Origin of the sequence: Streptomyces sp. Je 1-79 (assembly GCF_025195125.1) — a bacterium.
Classification (GTDB): domain Bacteria; phylum Actinomycetota; class Actinomycetes; order Streptomycetales; family Streptomycetaceae; genus Streptomyces.
Genome location: NZ_JAMGSL010000008.1, coordinates 166,466 through 182,865 on the forward strand (window position 1 = coordinate 166,466; position 16,400 = coordinate 182,865).

The following is a 16,400-nucleotide window of genomic DNA, read 5'->3' on the forward strand; positions in this document are numbered from 1 at the left end:
GGTGCCGGGGCGGTGGCCCCGGCACCCGCTCGGTGTCAGGCCTTGCGGGCCCGCGCCGCCGTCTTCTTGGCGGGCACGGCCTTCTTCGCCGCCGTCTTCTTGGCCGCTGTCTTCTTCGCGGGGGCCCTCTTCGCGCTCCGCGCCGCCGGCACGCCGGCGTCGCTGATGCGGTCGGCGCCCAGGATCTCGCGGAGGAACTTGCCGGTGTGGCTCGTCGGGACCGAGGCGACCTCCTCCGGAGTGCCCTCGGCGATCACCAGACCGCCGCCGTTGCCGCCCTCCGGGCCCATGTCGACGACCCAGTCCGCGGTCTTGATGACATCGAGGTTGTGCTCGATGACGATCACCGAGTTGCCCTTGTCGACCAGACCGGACAGGACCTTGATCAGCTTCGAGATGTCCTCGAAGTGCAGACCCGTCGTGGGCTCGTCCAGGACGTAGACCGTGCGGCCGGTCGAACGCTTCTGGAGCTCGGAGGCGAGCTTCACGCGCTGCGCCTCACCGCCCGAGAGCGTCGGCGCGGACTGGCCGAGCCGGACGTATCCGAGACCGACCTCGTTGAGCGTGCGCAGATGGCGCGCGATCGTCGGGACCGCCTCGAAGAAGTCCAGGGCCTCCTCGATCGGCATGTCCAGGACCTCGGCGATGGACTTGCCCTTGTAGTGGACCTCCAGGGTCTCCCGGTTGTACCGGGCGCCGTGGCAGACCTCGCACGGGACGTAGACGTCCGGCAGGAAGTTCATCTCGATCTTGATCGTGCCGTCGCCGGAGCAGTTCTCGCAGCGGCCGCCCTTGACGTTGAAGGAGAACCGGCCCGGCAGATAGCCGCGGACCTTCGCCTCCATCGTCTCGGCGAAGAGCCTGCGGACGTGGTCGAAGACTCCGGTGTACGTCGCCGGGTTCGACCGCGGGGTGCGGCCGATCGGCGACTGGTCGACGTGCACGACCTTGTCGACGAGGTCGTCGCCGTCCACGCGCGTGTGCCGTCCGGGCACCGACTTGGCGCCGTTCAGCTCGCGCGCCAGGTGGGTGTAGAGGATGTCGTTGACCAGCGTCGACTTGCCGGAGCCCGAGACGCCGGTGACGGCCGTCAGGACGCCCAGCGGAAACGAGACGTCGATGTCCTGGAGGTTGTTCTCCCGGGCGCCGTGCACCGTGAGCCGGCGCGAGGGGTCCACCGGGCGGCGGATGTCCGGCGTCCCGATGGCGCGGCGGCCGGAGAGGTACTGCCCGGTCATCGACTCCTTGTTGGCGAGCAGTTCCTTCAAGGGGCCGGAGTGGACGACCTTGCCGCCGTGCTCACCGGCGCCGGGGCCGATGTCCACGACCCAGTCGGCGACCTTGATGGTGTCCTCGTCGTGCTCGACGACGATGAGCGTGTTGCCCATGTCCCGCAGCCGGACCAGGGTCTCGATGAGCCGGTGGTTGTCCCGCTGGTGGAGGCCGATGGACGGCTCGTCCAGGACGTAGAGCACGCCGACGAGGCCGGAGCCGATCTGGGTGGCGAGCCGGATGCGCTGGGCCTCGCCGCCGGAGAGCGTGCCGGCGGCGCGGTTGAGCGAGAGGTAGTCGAGGCCGACGTCGACCAGGAACCGCAGCCGCTCGTTGACCTCCTTCAGGACCCGCTCGGCGATCTTCTTGTCGCGGGCGTTGAGCTTCAGGCGGCCGAGGAACTCGGCGCACTCGCTGATCGACATCGCGGCGACCTCGGCGATGGAGCGCTCCATGACCGTGACGGCGAGGACGATCGGCTTCAGGCGCGTGCCCTCACAGGTGGGGCAGGGCACCTCGCGCATGTAGCCCTCGAAGCGCTCGCGGCTGGAGTCGCTCTCGGCCTCGCTGTGCCGCCGCTTGACGAAGGAGACGGCGCCCTCGAAGGCCGGGGTGGTGTACGCCCGCTCGCGTCCGTACCGGTTGCGGTAGCGGACCTCGACCTGGGTCTTGTGGCCGTGCATGAGGGCCTTCTTGGCCCGCGCCGGGAGCCCCGCGTAGGGGATGTCCGTACGGAAGCCGAGGGCCTGGGAGAGGCCGCCGATGAGCCGGCCGAAGTACTCCTTGGTGTGGCCGTGGGACCAGGGGTGGATGGCGCCCTCGTCGAGCGAGCGGTCCTCGTCCGGGACGATCAGCTCGGGGTCGACCTCCATGCGCGTGCCGATGCCGGTGCAGTCCGGGCAGGCGCCGAAGGGCGAGTTGAAGGAGAAGGAGCGGGGCTCCAGCTCCTCGAAGGAGAGGTCGTCGTACGGGCAGTAGAGGTGCTCCGAGTACATCCGCTCGCGCTCGGGGTCGTCCTCGGCGAGGTCGACGAAGTCGAGGACGACCATGCCGCCGGAGAGTCCGAGGGCGGTCTCCACGGAGTCGGTGAGCCGGCGCTTGGCGCTGTCCTTCACGGTGAGGCGGTCGACGACCACCTCGATCGTGTGCTTCTCCTGCTTCTTCAGCGTCGGCGGTTCGCTGAGCTGGATGGTCTGACCGTCCACCCGGGCCCGGCTGTAGCCCTTGGTCTGGAGGTCGGCGAAGAGGTCGACGAACTCGCCCTTGCGCTCGCGCACGAGCGGCGAGAGGACCTGGAAGCGGCTGCCCTCGGGGAGCTCCAGGACCCTGTCGACGATGGCCTGCGGCGACTGCCGGGAGATCGGGCGGCGGCACTCGGGACAGTGCGGCTTGCCGATGCGGGCGAAGAGCAGGCGGAGGTAGTCGTAGACCTCGGTGATCGTGCCGACCGTCGAGCGCGGATTGCGCGAGGTCGACTTCTGGTCGATGGAGACGGCGGGCGAGAGGCCCTCGATGAAGTCGACGTCCGGCTTGTCCATCTGGCCGAGGAACTGCCGGGCGTACGAAGAGAGCGACTCGACGTACCGACGCTGCCCCTCGGCGAAGATCGTGTCGAACGCGAGGGAGGACTTGCCCGACCCCGACAGCCCGGTGAAGACGATGAGGGAGTCGCGGGGGAGGTCGAGCGAGACGTTCTTGAGGTTGTGCTCGCGAGCGCCACGAACGATGAGACGGTCGGCCACGCCGGTCCGCACCTTTCTTGAGAGAGCGGAGGCACAGAGTGCGGGTCACAGATATGCCTGGATGTGTCTGGGTACCCAACAACCAAGGATGCCGGATGCTTCCATCGAGCCTATAGCACGCACATTCGATTTCCGGTCCTGCTCCGACCGCTTCACCCGAATGAGTGGCGGCGCTAGGGTCGGCCACATGATCGACCATGTGCGTGACCTGGCCTCTGTACGTGAAGCGACCGAGCGGCTCCTCCACGCAGCCGCCTCCCTGGACAACGCCGCCGTGGCCGAGCCGTCACGGCTTCCCGGCTGGACCCGCGGCCATGTCCTGGCCCACGTCGCCCGCAACGCCGACGCCCTCGTGAACGTCCTCCAGGGCCGGCCGATGTACGCCGACGCCGCCACCCGGGACTCCGACATCGAGCGGGACGCCCCGCGCGCCCTGGCAGCACAGATCGCCGACGTCCGCGAGACGGGCGAGCGCTTCCAGGCCGTGGGCGCGGAGCCCGCCGACTGGCAGCGGACCGTGGAGCTCCGCAACGGCGTCACGGACCGGGCGGCCCGGGTGCCCTTCCGCCGCTGGGTGGAGGTGGAGCTGCACCACGTCGACCTGGGGATCGGCTACGAGCTGGAGGACCTGCCGGAGGAGTTCGTCCTGCGGGAGATCGACTTCCTGGCGGACCGCTGGTCGGGGCGCCCGGAGGTCCCGCCGGTGACGCTCCGTCTCGGGTACGACGAGGACAGCCCCAGCTGGCGCACCGGCGGCGACAAGGGGGACGCCGTCGTCCTCGGGGGCACCCGCGCCGAGCTGCTCGGCTGGCTCTCCGGACGCGGCGACGAGGGCGCCCACCTCGCCGTCCTGGAGGGCGACCACCTCCCCAATCTCCCGCCCCTGTAGCCCCCCTGTGGGACCCACGCCTGTCGGTGCCCGGAGATAGGCTGAGGCCATGACGTACAGCGGAGCGGTGAAGGTCGGCGGGCCCGCCGATGTGCACGAGCTGACGGACCTGATGATCTCCAAGGTCGCGGTCGGCCCGATGGACAACAACGCGTATCTGCTGCGCTGCCGGGCGACCGGCGAGCAGCTCCTGATCGACGCGGCAAACGAGGCCGGCACCCTCCTGACGCTGATCGGTGACGACGGCATCGCGTCCGTCGTCACCACCCACCAGCACGGCGACCACTGGCAGGCGCTCGCCGAGGTGGTCGCGGCGACCGGGGCTCGGACGTACGCCGGGGCGTACGACGCCGAGGGCATCCCCGTCCCGACGGACGTCCCCGTCGAGGACGGCGACACGATCAAGGTCGGCCGGGTCGAGCTGACCGCCCGCCGGCTCGTCGGGCACACGCCCGGCTCGATCGCGCTGATCTACGACGACCCGCACGGCCACCCGCACGTCTTCACGGGCGACTGCCTGTTCCCCGGCGGGGTGGGGAACACCTGGAAGGACCCGAAGGCCTTCGCGAGCCTGATCCAGGACGTGGAGACCAAGCTCTTCGAGGCCCTGCCCGACGAGAGCTGGGTGTATCCGGGCCACGGCAAGGACACCACGCTCGGTGACGAGCGGCCGCACCTGCCCGCGTGGCACGCGCGCGGCTGGTGACGCCTCCCGGACGGCTCTGACCGGCGGAGGCGCGCGGTCCGTGGCCGTGTGCTTCCGCACGCCCCCGTAACCCGGACGGACGCAGGGTAGTTGGCGCGACATGCGCCACAGTCACTCTCCGCATCCGTCGCAGGATCCGGGGTCCCCGCCGCCCACCGCACCCGCGGAGCCCGGAACGGTCCCGGAGCCCACCGCCCTCTCCGTGCCGGCTCCCGCGGGACCCCCGGACTCCTCGGCCGCGCCCCACCCCTCCGGCGCCCCTGCCGCGCCCTCCATGGGGCGGCTGGCCGCCGCCTCGCTCGTCGGGACGGCCATCGAGTTCTTCGACTTCTTCGTGTACGGGACCGCCGCCGCGCTCGTTCTCGGGCCGCTCTTCTTCCCGACCTTCTCCCCCGTCGCCGGGACCCTGGCCGCCTTCGGCACCTTCGCCGTCGGCTTCGTGGCCCGCCCGCTCGGCTCCGTGCTCTTCGGCCATGTCGGCGACCGCTACGGCCGGCGCCCGGTCATGTTCGCCTCGCTGGTGCTCACCGGGTGCGCCACCGTGGCGGTCGGCCTGGTCCCGACGTACGCGACGATCGGGATCACCGCCCCCGTCCTGCTGCTCGTCCTGCGCTTCCTGCAGGGGCTCGGCCTGGGCGGCGAGTGGGGCGGGGCCGTCCTGCTCACGGCCGAGCATGCCCCGGAGCGGCGGCGGGGACTCTGGGCGAGCTTCCCGCAGATCGGCCCGTCGGTCGGCTTCCTGCTGGCGAACGGCGTGATGCTGGCGCTGTCGGCCGCGTTGAGCGAAGCGCAGTTCCGGGAGTGGGGCTGGCGCGTGCCGTTCTGGGCGGCCGGGCTGCTCGCGGTGGGCGGGCTGCTGCTGCGCTCCTCGCTCGCCGAGACCCCGCAGTTCCAGGAGCTCAGCGCGAGCGGGCGGCGGGCGAACGCCCCGCTCGCCGAGGTGGCGCGCGACCACTGGCGGCTGGTCCTGCTCACCGCCGGCGCGCTCGCCGTCGGGTACGCGGTCTTCTACACGGTCTCCACCTGGGCCCTGGCCTACGGCACGGAGCGCCTCGGGGTCAGCCGTACGACCATGCTGGTCTGCATCATGGCGGCGGTGGCGGTCAAGGGTGCCACCACCCCGCTGGCGGCGATGCTGGGCGACCGGTACGGCCGTCGCCCGCTCTGCCTGCTCGGATGCGCGGCCACGGCGGTCTGGATGTTCCCCATGGCCGCCCTGCTGCACACGGCACGGCCGGTGCTGATGTTCCTGGGCTTCCTGGGCGCCCTGCTCTCCTTCATCACGATGTTCGCGGTGGTCGCCGCGTACCTCCCCGAGCTCTACGAGCCAAGGGTGCGGTGCACGGGCGCGGCGGTCGGCTACAACCTGGCGGGCGTCCTGGGCGGGGCGCTGACGCCGATCCTGGCGACGGCGCTGTCCGGGGGCTCCGGGCCGCCCTGGGGCGTGGCGGCGTATCTGACGGTGGTGGCGCTGGTGAGCCTCGGGTGCTTCGCGCTGCTCCCGGAGACGCTCCCGGCCCGGACCGAGGCGCCGGCGAAGGTGCCCGTCTAGAACGCTCCCGCGCGGAAGGCCGCGGGGAACGCGACGCGGCCGGTACGGGCGGTGGTGAGCCGCCCGCACCGGCCGCGGTGCGCTGCTACGTGCCGTACGCGGTCAGGCGCCGACGCTGTCCTTCTCGGACTCTCCGGCCTCCGCCGCGGGGGTCGTCGAGGCCTCGGCGGCCTCGCGCTCCGCCTGCCGCTTCGAGGCGATCAGGCTGGTGATCGTGGTGACGACCAGGACACCGCCGATGACCGCGAGCGAGAACGGGATGGAGATCTCCGGGACGTGCACCCCGGACTCGTGCAGGGCGTGCAGCACGAGCTTGACGCCGATGAAGCCGAGGATCACCGACAGGCCGTAGCTGAGGTGGACCAGCTTCTTGAGCAGGCCGCCGATCAGGAAGTACAGCTGACGCAGACCCATCAGGGCGAAGGCGTTGGCCGTGAAGACGATGTACGGGTCCTGGGTCAGGCCGAAGATCGCCGGGATGGAGTCGAGGGCGAAGAGGATGTCGGTGGTGCCGATGGCGAGCATGACGATCATCAGCGGGGTCATGATCCGCTTGCCGTTGCTCCGGATGAACAGCTTGGTGCCGTGGTACCGGTCGGCGACGCCGAACTTCTTCTCGACACTCTTGAGGAGACGGTTCTCCTCCCAGTCGTCCTCGTCCTCGTCGGCCCGCGCCTCCTGGATGAGCTTCCAGGCGGTGTAGATCAGGAACGCGCCGAAGATGTAGAAGATCCAGGAGAAGTTGGCGATGACCGCGGCGCCCGCGGCGATGAAGATCGCGCGGAGCACCAGGGCGATCAGCACGCCGACGAGCAGCACGCGCTGCTGGAGGTGGGAGGGCACCGAGAACTTCGCCATGATCAGGACGAAGACGAAGAGGTTGTCGACACTGAGCGACTTCTCGGTGATGTAGCCCGCGAAGAACTCGCCGGAGGCCTGGCTGTTGCCCCAGATCAGCAGGCCGATCCCGAAGAGGGCGGCCAGGACGATCCAGACGATCGACCAGATTCCGGCTTCCTTGACCGACACGTCATGGGGCTTGCGCCCGATGAAGAAGTCGATAGCGATGAGGGCGCCCAGACCGAGAATGGTCAGCACCCAGAGAGTCGTCGAAACGTCCACTGCGCCTCCGGCGTCGTACGGCTACTTGATCAGCGTCGTCGCTGCCGGAGGTCTCCTCCACCCGGGGTCCGTGTGTGACGGGCCGGGCCGACGCCCCGGGATCGACCCCGCTCGGGGCCGTCCGTATTGACGGGAACGCCGCACATGGGGAGTACTCCCCTCCGCGCCAAGAAGACTACCCGAAGAACCAAGAAAAGGTAAAGACAAGGGTAAAGAGGCCCCAAAGAGCCTGGTCAGCGGCCCCATTGCCGACGGGCCTCAGCCACCTGGGCGAGGACCTGGGCCAGCACCCGGCTGCCAGGCGGGAACCGCGGCGGCTCGTACGTCCAGGCGTGGCCGACCCACGGGTCGGCCAGGTGATCGTCCGGTACGGGAGTGATCCGCAGGAGCGAGCGCCACAGCGGGTCGAGCACCGGACCGTAGGCGGAGGCGTCCTCACGGTCCGCGACCATCATGAGATGGACCCCGACCGCCGGGCCCTCGTCCGCGAGGTAGCGGAGCTGGGTGACCGCCCGGTCGTCGAAGCCGTGCGGGAAGTCATGGACGATCAGCAGCTGCTCGGCGGTGTCCATGCCGGGCGGCAGCGCGTCGGGTGCGCCCGCCCGCAGCGCCATCTGGACCAGGTCCACGCGCTCGGTGAGCTTGGCCAGGACGGCCGAGACCCCGGCCGCCCCGGCGGCCGGCGGGCCCGCCAGCACACCCGCCTCGACGAGCGGCGCGAGCGCCGTCGCGCCCGAGCCCGCCGGGTCGAGGACATGGACCGTGAACTCGCCGGGCGGGTAGACCGCGAGCAGCCGCGCCGCGTGCGCGACCGCGGTCTCCAGGGCGAGCCGGCGCGTCTCGGTCTCGTCGAGAAGCCCCGCCGCCTCCGAGTGGCCGCGGCCGCTGTCCACCCACAACCCGCGTTCCAGCGGGAGCCGGACCAGCATCGGGATGCGCAGATCGGTGCACTCGGGCAGATGGAGGTCGCCCAGGCGCAGCGCCATGGGGACCTCCATGGGGACGCGGTAGGCGTGCCAGACGGGGTTGTCCCAGCGGGCGTAGGCGGCGGGCAGCGCCGGTTCGACGACCTCGGACTCCGCGGCGAGCTGCGCGAGGTCCCGGTCCAGGGCCTCCTGGGCGCGCGCGGTGAGCTCGTCGTGCTTGGCGCGGGCCGCCTCACGGGCGGCGTCCCCGGCACCGCCGATCCGGCTGCGCGGGTCGGAGAGCACGCTGTCGAGCTCCTTGTCGAGACGGGACTCGGCGAAGTCGCACGCGCTGCGGTACGCGGCGGTGGTGCGGGCCAGGTCCTCGAACATGCCCCACACCTGGTTGTAGAGCCGCTCGTCCATCGACCAGCCGCTCGCGTCGCCCGCGACGGGTACGGGCGGAGCCTGCCGGGGCTCTGGCGCGGCCGGCCGCCGGCGGGGATGGGCGTAGCTGATGGGCCCGCCCGTGCCGGAGGGCTGCGGCGTAGGCGGCGTCGGCGCGGACGGGGCCGGCGCGGACGACGGCGTCGACGGATGCGACGCGGGCGGCGGGGTCACCGGCAGGGTCGGGGACGAGTCCGCGGCGGCCATCGGCTCGCCGGCCGCCGACGGCGCCGAGTGGCGTACGCGCTCCGTCTCCGGGACCCTCGGCGGCGGGGCGGAGACCGAGCGGGCGAGGCCCCTGGCGACGGCCTCCAGGATCGAGGCGGCCAGGTCGGCGGGGCGGTCCAACCCCTGGTCGCCGAGCATGGCGGCGAGGCCGCCCTCGTACCCCTGGCCCATGGCGCGCACCTTCCACGCGCCCTGACGGCGGTACAGCTCCAGGGCGACGACGGCGGATTCGCGGTCCAGGCCGGTCACCGTGTAGGACGCGATCTCGGTGCCGTCGAGGCCGGTGACGGCCACGAAGGGGGCCGCGAGGGCGCCGAAGCGGGTCGGGCCGCCGACGCCGACGGGCAGCGCCAGAAGGACCGAGAGGCGGTGCACGGCCGCGGGGACGGCTTCCAGGTCGACGGCGAGGCGGTGGTCGGCCGCCGCCTGCTGGGAGACCTCGACGCCGGGCAGTGAGGGCGAGCCGGGATGGGCGATCCACTCGACTCCGGGAACCCTGCCGGCTTCGTCGCCGAGGGTGGCGCCGGCGACGACCGGGTGACCGGCCGAGACCCGGATCTCCAGTCGGGTGTCGGGCAGGGGGTGGTTCTGCCCCCGGACCAGCTCGGCCGTCATCGGCTCTGTCCCCTCAGCGTCTTCCGTGCGGATCATGCGGGACAGCTCCCGGCGGCCTGCTGCCTCCGGGAGCTGCGGGTGTGCCTGCGGTGCCGTCCTAGAGGTGCGGCAGGATCGCGGGCATGAGGTCCTGGAACGTCCGGCCGTTGGCCGGGTTGCCCAGGGCGGTCATCTGCCAGCCGGAGCCCGCCCGGTGCACCTTCGCCATGATCTGCGCGGTGTACTGGCCGCCGCCGTCCAGGGTGTAGCGCGCGAGCTCCTGGCCGTTCGTCTCGTCGACGATCCGGCAGAAGGCGTTCTGCACCTCCTGGAACGTCTGCCCGGTGAAGGAGTTCACCGTGAAGACGATCTGGTCGATGTGGACCGGGACGCGCTCCAGGTCGACCAGGATCGACTCGTCGTCGCCGCCCTGGCCCGCGCCGCCCACCAGGTTGTCGCCGGTGTGCCGGACCGAGCCGTCGTCACTCACCAGGTGGCGGAAGAAGACCACGTCCACCGGCTGCTTGTCGGCGAAGAGCACCGCGGAGGCGTCCAGGTCGACCTCGCGCGTACGCGAACCGAACAGGCCGCGTCGGGGCGCCGCCTGCCAGCCGAGACCCATCCGTACGGACGTCAGGCTGCCCCCGCCCTGCTTCTCCAGGCTGATGGCCTGACCCTTGGTCATGTTGACCGTCACGCGCTGTCCCCTCTCCTAGCGATCCCCGCGGCCGCCTGTGCGTGCGGTTTCCCCAGCACCCTACGCAGGGGTGGTGACAACGCAGCAGACACGGTCGCGTTTTGTGTCGGTCTTGCAACACACCGGGAGCCCCCGGAGCGCCCGAACGGTCAGGCGAGTCCCGCCTCCTTCATCTGGCGCAACTCCTTCTTCAGCTCTCCCACCTCGTCGCGCAGCCGTGCGGCCACCTCGAACTGAAGTTCCGCCGCGGCGGCGCGCATCCGGTCGGTCATCTCCTCGATGATCGCGGCCAGTTCGGTGGCGGGGCGGTCGCCGAGCTCGACCGTGGAGCCCGCCTTGGCGCCCTTCGCCCTGCTCTTCGTCGCGTGCGCGGCGAGCGAGGGGACGGGGGCCTTGGCACCCTTGCCGTCCTTCGCCTGCCGGTAGCCGGTGCCGAGCAGCTGCTCGGTGTCGACCTCCTCGCGGGCGATGGTGGCCACGATGTCGTTGATCTTCTTGCGCAGCGGCTGCGGGTCGATGCCGTGGGCCGTGTTGTACGCGATCTGCTTCTCGCGGCGCCGGTTGGTCTCGTCGATGGCCTTCTCCATCGCCGGCGTGACGGTGTCCGCGTACATGTGGACCTGTCCGGAGACGTTGCGCGCCGCGCGGCCGATGGTCTGGATCAGCGAGGTGCCGGAGCGCAGGAAGCCCTGCTTGTCGGCGTCGAGGATGGCGACGAGCGAGACCTCGGGCAGGTCGAGGCCCTCACGGAGCAGGTTGATGCCGACCAGGACGTCGTACTCGCCGGCCCGCAGCTCGCGCAGCAGCTCGATACGGCGCAGGGTGTCGACGTCGCTGTGCAGATAGCGGACCTGGATGCCGAGCTCGAGGAAGTAGTCGGTGAGGTCCTCGGCCATCTTCTTGGTGAGCGTGGTGACGAGGACCCGCTCGTCCTTCTCGGTGCGCAGCCGGATCTCGTGGACCAGGTCGTCGATCTGGCCCTCGGTCGGCTTGACGACGACCTCGGGGTCGACCAGGCCGGTGGGGCGGATGATCTGCTCGACGAAGCCGTCGCCGCGCGACAGCTCGTACGTGCCGGGGGTGGCCGAGAGGTAGACGGTCTGGCCGATCCGCTTCTGGAACTCCTCCCACTTCAGCGGCCGGTTGTCGAGCGCGGACGGCAGCCGGAAGCCATGGTCGACCAGGGTCCGCTTGCGGGAGGCGTCGCCCTCGTACATCGCTCCGATCTGCGGAACGGTGACGTGTGACTCGTCGATGACGAGGAGGAAGTCCTCGGGGAAGTAGTCGAGGAGCGTGTTGGGCGCGGAGCCGGGCTCGCGGTCGTCGAAGTGCATCGAGTAGTTCTCGATGCCGGAGCAGGAGCCGATCTGGCGCATCATCTCGATGTCGTACGTGGTGCGCATGCGCAGACGCTGGGCCTCCAGCATCTTGCCCTGCTTCTCCAGCTCGGCGAGGCGGCTCTCGAGCTCGCGCTCGATGCCGTTGACCGCCTTCTCCATGCGCTCGGGGCCCGCGACGTAGTGGCTGGCGGGGAAGACGTACAGCTCGCGGTCCTCGCTGATGACCTCGCCGGTGAGCGGGTGGAGCGTGGAGAGCGCCTCGATCTCGTCGCCGAACATCTCGATGCGGACGGCGAGCTCCTCGTAGACCGGGAAGATCTCGATGGTGTCGCCGCGGACCCGGAAGGTGCCCCGGGTGAACGCGAGGTCGTTGCGCGTGTACTGGATGTCGACGAAGCGGCGCAGCAGCTGGTCCCGGTCGAACTCCTCGCCGACCTTGAGGGGGACCATCCGGTCCACGTACTCCTGGGGCGTGCCGAGGCCGTAGATGCAGGAGACGGAGGCGACCACGACCACGTCACGGCGGGTGAGCAGCGAGTTCGTCGCGGAGTGGCGGAGCCGCTCGACCTCCTCGTTGATCGAGGAGTCCTTCTCGATGTAGGTGTCCGACTGCGGGACGTACGCCTCGGGCTGGTAGTAGTCGTAGTACGAGACGAAGTACTCGACGGCGTTGTTCGGCAGGAGTTCGCGGAACTCGTTGGCCAGCTGGGCGGCCAGGGTCTTGTTCGGCGCCATCACCAGGGTGGGGCGCTGCAGCTTCTCGATCATCCACGCGGTGGTCGCGGACTTTCCGGTGCCGGTCGCGCCGAGGAGGACGACGTCCTTCTCGCCCGCGCGCACGCGCCGGTCGAGCTCGGCGATGGCCGCCGGCTGGTCGCCGCTGGGCTGGTAGGAGCTGACGACCTCGAAAGGCGCCACCGTACGTTCGATCTGGGAAACGGGCCGCATGCACCCACCGTACGACCCCCCACTGACAGTCGGGCGGGGAACGGCTCACAGCCCGCTCCGAGCCCCGCTTCTCACCACTCCTGGGAGCGGTGGGCGCCCCTCCCGGCGCTCCTGGCGTCGCCGCGGGCGGCACGGTCCGCGCGGCTTCCACGGCCTCCCCGGCTTCCTCGGCTTCCTCGGCCGGAGGGCGGCCGGGACGCCCAGTTCGCGGGCTCGCCGTAGGCGGGGGCGCGGCGCTGGGCGGGTACTCCGGGGCGGTGGACGCCCTGCGCGGCGGGCCGCTGCCAGTCCGGGTCGCCCATGACGAGCAGCGGGTCGAACATGACGACGACCGCGGCGAGGAGCAGGAAGACGGCCGGGCCGACCAGCATCGGCAGCAGGAGCGAGGTGGTGCTGTCACCGCCGGTGGAGGCGCCGGAGCCGTGCACATGGACGTTGACGGCGGCCATGGCGGTGTAGTGCATACCACTGACTGCGAGGCCCATCACCATGCTGGCGCCGAGGCTGGCCAGAAATCCGTGTACCGAGACGGCGGCCCAGAGGGCGGTGGTGGCCGCGACGACGGCGATCACGACGGAGAGGGCGACGGTGGCGGTGTCGTAGTCGATCGTCCCCCGGAACCGCATGCCCGCCATGCCGAGGTAGTGCATGGTGGCGATGCCGAGACCGGTGATGGTGCCGCCCGTGACGAGGGTGAGGGCGGTGGCGCCGCGGTGGCCGACGATGAAGATCCCGATGCCGACCATCAGGATGGCGACGCCCAGGCTGGCGAAGGTGATGGGGCGGTCGTAGCTGATGGGCGCCTGGCTGACGGAGAAGCCCATCATCGCGATGAAGTGCATCGTCCAGATGCCGGTGCCTATGGCCGTCGCTCCGAGGGCGAGCCAGCCGGCCTTGAAGGTGTCGCGGTGGCGCAGGGATCTCGTGGTGCAGCGCAGCCCCAGGGCCCCGCCGAGACAGGCCATGAGGTAGGCGGCGACCGGTGTGACGAGGCCGTAGCTGAATCCGTCGACCGTGCCCTGCATGCGCGTCCGTCCTCCAGCCGTGGTGCCACGTCGTCCGAAAACAGTCGGTACCGCTGAGTAGTACTACGGGGCGAGATTATGGCGCGCGAAGGGCCGTACGACCATGAGGTCCGGGAATTGGCACGGACGAGACCGGGCCGAGACCGGGCTGTGACCCACCGCGATGTCAGTGGTCGGCCGTACCGTGAGCGTCATGGACACCACGGTGGAATGGGCGGTCGTGCCGAGCGACATCGGTCCGCTGCTGCTCGCGGCGACCGATCGCGGTCTGGTGAGCGTGGTCTTCCACGCCGACGAGGCGGTGCGGGAGGCGGCGCTCGACCGGCTGGGCGGGCAGCTCGGCGCGGAGCCCGTACCGAGCGCCTCGGGGCGGCTCGCCGAGCCCATACGGCAGCTCGCGGAGTACTTCGAGGGTGGGCGGCGCGCGTTCGACCTGGCCCTGGACTGGACGCTGACGACGGGCTTCAACCGCCAGGTGCTGCGCGAGCTGGCGGACGGGGTGCCGTTCGGGACGGTCGTCGGGTACGGGGATCTGGCGAAGCGGGTCGGGCAGCCGGGCGCCGCCCAGGCCGTCGGGGCGGCGATGGGTTCCAATCCGCTGCCGTTGGTGGTGCCGTGTCACCGGGTCGTGGAGAGCGACGGCGGGATCGGTGGCTTCGGTGGCGGCCTGGAGACGAAACGGACGCTGCTGGCCCTGGAGGGGGTGCTGCCGCAACCGCTCTTCTGACGCTCTTCCGAGGCGACCCGCCTCTCCTGAGGTGCGCCGCCCGTGGCTCGGGGGGCGAGGGGGCGTTCTCACGGGCCGGGCCGGCTGGCACACTCACGTCGGTGACCCACACCCCCGATGCCCCTGACGCCGCCCGTCCGGCGGAGATACCCACCCCTGCCGCGGCGATCTGCGTGCCGGCGCTCCGGCGGCGCGTCCAGGCCGTGCTGATCGCCACGCAGATCCTCGGCGGACTCGGGATCGCCACCGGAATCGCTCTCGCCGCCGTCCTGGCCAAGGACATCAGCGGCACGGAAGCCCTGGCGGGGCTCGCCTCCACGGCCTCGGTGGCCGGTCCCGCGCTGCTCGCCATGCCGCTGGCCGCTCTGATGGGCTCGCGCGGGCGGCGCCCCGGGCTCGTCCTGGCGTATCTGATCGGTGCGCTGGGCGCCGGAGTCGTCGTCCTCGGGGCGGTCGTGGACAGCTTCCCGCTGCTCCTCGCGGGCCTGGTCGGCTTCGGCGCCGCGTCCTCGGCCAACCTCGCGGCCCGCTTCGCCGCCGCCGACCTGGCCGAACCGCACCACCGGGGCCGGGCCATCTCCACCGTCGTCTGGGCCACGACGATCGGCGCCGTCCTCGGCCCGAACATCGCCGCGCCGGCCGGGGAGAGCGTGGCGGGCCTCGGCATCCCGGCGACGGCCGGTCCCTTCGTCTGGGCGGCCGGCGTGTTCCTGATCGCCGCGCTCGTGGTCGCGCTGCTGCTCCGTCCCGACCCGCTCCTGACGGCCCGCGACCTGGCCGCTCCCGAAGAGGACCAGGGGGCCGAGGGCCGCTCCCTCCGGGCGGGCGTACGGGCCGTACGGAAGTCCTCCGGTGCCCGCCTCGCGCTGGTGACCATCGCGGCCTCGCACACCGCGATGGTCTCGATCATGTCGATGACCCCGGTGGCGCTGAGCCATCACGGTGCGGGCATCCAGCTGATCGGCCTGGTGATCAGCGGGCACATCGCCGGCATGTACGCCTTCTCGCCCGTCATGGGCTGGCTGTCGGACCGCGTGGGACGCCTCTCCGTCATCGGCCTCGCGGTCGGGCTCCTCTCCGTGGCGGCGCTGCTCGCGGGCACGGCGGGTCCCAGCCACGGGCAGACCGCGGCGGGCCTGTTCGTCCTCGGACTGGGCTGGTCCGCGGGCCTGGTGTCGGGTTCCGCGCTGCTCACCGACTCCGTTCCGCAGGCTGCCAGGGCGGCGGTGCAGGGTCTGTCGGACTTCATCATGAACACGGCGGCCGGCGTCGGCGGTCTGATGGCGGGGCTGATCGTCGCCCAGGCCGGCTACGGCTGGCTGAACCTGGTGGGCGCGTGCCTGCTGCTGCCGATGGCGGCGCTGGCGGTACGCGGAACGCTGCGGCGCGCCTGAAGGGGGCGGGGTCCGAGCGCCCGAACGGACCCCGGCCCCCGCCTCCCGCTTCGGGCTTCGGGCTTCGGGCTTCGGGCTTCGGGCTTCGGGCTTCGGGCCAAAGCGTTCAGAGGCTGATGTGGTACGCCTTGCGCAGCGTCTCGTGGACCGTCCAGGTGGTCCGGTCCCCCTCGCGCAGGACGCACGCGTCGCCGGGCCCGATCTCCAGCGTGTCACCGCCCTCGACGGCGACGGTGGCGCGTCCGCTGACGACGACGAAGAGCTCGTTCGCCTCGGTGTCGGTCACCACGCCGGGGGTGATCTGCCAGATGCCGCGCACCTGCTTGCCGTCGGCGGACTCCCAGAGCACCTTGCCGGTCACCTCGGGCGTGCCGGAGACGATCTGGGCGGGGTCGAGCGGCTCGGGCTCGAGCTCGGCGTCGGGGATGTGGACGGCGAAGGAGGGCTGGTCATGTGTCGTCATGGCCGGTGACTGTAGCGGGGGCCTCCGGCCGTCCCGCGCCCAGGACCTGATGGAGGGATCAACTCCGGTTCGCCTCTGACCAGGCGACTTCGCCGAATCCGGCAACCGCGACGGAATCCGAAGGACGCGTGCGAGCGGTGCCACGCAGCGTCCCGCGACGCTTCCGGCGAGGTGCCGGGCGGTGTCGCGCGTTGCTCCCGGCGGGACGCCCGCTGTCCCGCGCGGGCCGGAGCGGAGGGCCGGGCACGGATTCCGAAGGAGTGGTCGAGGCGGCCGAACGGCGTACGTCCGGTCGTAGTCGGGGGCACCGGCGTCGTACAAGTGGCAGATGAACACTTCGGCCCTCCCG

At 71.3% G+C, this 16,400-nt stretch carries 12 protein-coding genes; 5 read left to right on the top strand and 7 right to left on the bottom strand.

The window, feature by feature from the left end:
• Positions 1–35: 35 nt before the first annotated feature.
• On the bottom strand, positions 36–3,014 hold the full coding sequence (uvrA, locus tag M5362_RS18300) for an excinuclease ABC subunit UvrA (RefSeq protein WP_260228652.1): 2,979 nt from the start codon (positions 3,012–3,014) through the stop codon (positions 36–38).
• 187 nt (positions 3,015–3,201) lie between these two features.
• On the opposite strand from uvrA, the gene M5362_RS18305 reads away from it, so the two are divergent.
• From M5362_RS18305 to M5362_RS18315, 3 genes are all read left to right on the top strand, one after another.
• Entirely contained in the window at positions 3,202–3,903 is a 702-nt protein-coding gene (locus tag M5362_RS18305; RefSeq protein WP_260228653.1) for a maleylpyruvate isomerase family mycothiol-dependent enzyme, read from the top strand.
• A 49-nt stretch (positions 3,904–3,952) separates the two neighbouring features.
• The gene (locus M5362_RS18310) at positions 3,953–4,609 is read left to right on the top strand and encodes an MBL fold metallo-hydrolase (protein ID WP_260228654.1); all 657 of its coding nucleotides are present in this window, start codon (positions 3,953–3,955) and stop codon (positions 4,607–4,609) included.
• A gap of 274 nt (positions 4,610–4,883) precedes the next feature.
• A complete protein-coding gene (locus M5362_RS18315) occupies positions 4,884–6,161 on the top strand; it encodes an MFS transporter (RefSeq protein ID WP_260228898.1) in 1,278 nt (425 codons plus the stop codon).
• 102 nt (positions 6,162–6,263) lie between these two features.
• Here the strand turns inward: M5362_RS18315 and M5362_RS18320 are convergent, their stop codons facing one another.
• From M5362_RS18320 to M5362_RS18340, 5 genes are all read right to left on the bottom strand, one after another.
• On the bottom strand, positions 6,264–7,283 hold the full coding sequence (locus tag M5362_RS18320) for a TerC family protein (protein WP_260228655.1): 1,020 nt from the start codon (positions 7,281–7,283) through the stop codon (positions 6,264–6,266).
• A gap of 233 nt (positions 7,284–7,516) precedes the next feature.
• A complete protein-coding gene (locus tag M5362_RS18325) occupies positions 7,517–9,478 on the bottom strand; it encodes a TerD family protein (RefSeq protein ID WP_260228899.1) in 1,962 nt (653 codons plus the stop codon).
• 97 nt (positions 9,479–9,575) lie between these two features.
• Positions 9,576–10,154, bottom strand: a complete 579-nt coding sequence (locus M5362_RS18330) for a TerD family protein (RefSeq protein ID WP_260228656.1) — start codon at positions 10,152–10,154, stop codon at positions 9,576–9,578.
• A 149-nt stretch (positions 10,155–10,303) separates the two neighbouring features.
• The gene (gene uvrB, locus M5362_RS18335) at positions 10,304–12,442 is read right to left on the bottom strand and encodes an excinuclease ABC subunit UvrB (protein ID WP_260228657.1); all 2,139 of its coding nucleotides are present in this window, start codon (positions 12,440–12,442) and stop codon (positions 10,304–10,306) included.
• 71 nt (positions 12,443–12,513) lie between these two features.
• Positions 12,514–13,467 (bottom strand): MHYT domain-containing protein, encoded by a 954-nt coding sequence (locus M5362_RS18340; protein WP_260228658.1) that lies wholly within the window; start codon positions 13,465–13,467, stop codon positions 12,514–12,516.
• Between the two features lie 193 nt (positions 13,468–13,660).
• Between M5362_RS18340 and M5362_RS18345 the strand changes: the two genes are divergently transcribed.
• On the top strand, positions 13,661–14,194 hold the full coding sequence (locus M5362_RS18345; RefSeq protein WP_260228659.1) for a methylated-DNA--[protein]-cysteine S-methyltransferase: 534 nt from the start codon (positions 13,661–13,663) through the stop codon (positions 14,192–14,194).
• Positions 14,195–14,295: 101 nt separating this feature from the next.
• Entirely contained in the window at positions 14,296–15,588 is a 1,293-nt protein-coding gene (locus M5362_RS18350; protein ID WP_374214490.1) for an MFS transporter, read from the top strand.
• Positions 15,589–15,694: 106 nt separating this feature from the next.
• Here the strand turns inward: M5362_RS18350 and M5362_RS18355 are convergent, their stop codons facing one another.
• Complete coding sequence (locus M5362_RS18355; protein WP_260228660.1) at positions 15,695–16,051, bottom strand: cupin domain-containing protein; 357 nt, start codon at positions 16,049–16,051, stop codon at positions 15,695–15,697.
• Between the last annotated feature and the right edge of the window lie 349 nt (positions 16,052–16,400).